The sequence below is a fragment of the Pseudophaeobacter sp. C1-32P7 genome (assembly GCF_041008775.1).
GTDB classification, from domain to species: domain Bacteria; phylum Pseudomonadota; class Alphaproteobacteria; order Rhodobacterales; family Rhodobacteraceae; genus Phycobacter; species Phycobacter gallaeciensis_A.
On record NZ_JAXGFR010000077.1, the window covers coordinates 1 to 1,222 of the forward strand.

General features: G+C 61.2%; 1 protein-coding gene. It reads right to left on the reverse strand.

Translation table 11 applies throughout. The annotated features are described in order from the left end of the window. The coding region (locus SM763_RS24155) for an adenosylhomocysteinase (protein WP_369000130.1) at positions 1–1,148 on the reverse strand (1,148 nt) is incomplete at its 3' end. Positions 1,149–1,222: the final 74 nt, after the last annotated feature.

Consider the following 1,222-nt stretch of genomic DNA (forward strand, 5'->3'; position numbering starts at 1 on the left):
TGGCCGGTGGCATTGCCAAGGTTCAACAGGCGCCCTTCGGACAGAAGGATGATGCGGTTGCCCGAGGGCATCTCGATCATGTCCACCTGTTCCTTGATGTTGGTCCACTTGTGGTTCTTGAGGTTCGCCACCTGGATCTCATTGTCGAAGTGGCCGATGTTGCCGACGATGGCCATGTCCTTCATCGCGCGCATATGCTCGATGCGGATCACGTCCTTGTTGCCGGTGGTGGTGATGAAGATATCGGCGCTGGAGACCACGTCTTCCAGCAGCACCACCTCAAAGCCGTCCATCGCCGCCTGCAGAGCGCAGATCGGGTCCGCTTCGGTGACCTTCACGCGGGCACCCGCGCCGCGCAGAGAGGCAGCCGAGCCTTTGCCCACGTCGCCGTAGCCGCAGACCACCGCGACCTTGCCGGCCATCATGGTGTCGGTGGCGCGGCGGATGCCGTCGACCAGGCTTTCCTTGCAGCCGTATTTGTTGTCGAACTTCGACTTGGTGACCGAGTCATTGACGTTGATCGCCGGGAAGGGCAGCTGACCCTGTTTCACCAGCTCGTAAAGACGGTGCACGCCGGTGGTGGTCTCTTCGGAAACACCCTTGATCGCGTCGCGGGTCTTGGTGAACCAGCCGGGGCTTTCCTTCATGCGCTTCTGGATCTGCGCCTTGATCGCGGCTTCTTCCTCGGAGCCGGGCACCGGGATGATGTCCTCACCTGCTTCGGCGCGCGCGCCCAGCAGCACGTAGAGCGTCGCATCGCCGCCATCGTCGAGGATCATATTGGCGCCTTCGGCGAACTGGAAGGAGCGGTCGAGGTAATCCCAATGCTCTTCCAGGGTCTGGCCCTTGATGGCGAAGACCGGAATGCCTGCCTCGGCAATCGCCGCCGCCGCGTGATCCTGGGTCGAGAAGATGTTGCAGGATGCCCAGCGGACATCGGCGCCAAGCGCCACCAGGGTTTCGATCAGAACCGCGGTCTGGATGGTCATATGCAGGGAGCCGACGATACGGGCACCTTTCAGCGGCTTGCTGTCCCCGTATTCCGCGCGCAGGGACATCAGCCCCGGCATTTCGGTTTCCGCGATATCCAGTTCCTTGCGGCCAAACCCGGCCAATGCGATGTCTTTGACGATGTAATCCGTGCCCATTGGCAACTCCATTCTGGCTCAGCCTCAACTTGGCCACGCACTTAACACCGCAACGCTTTACAAGCAATGAAACC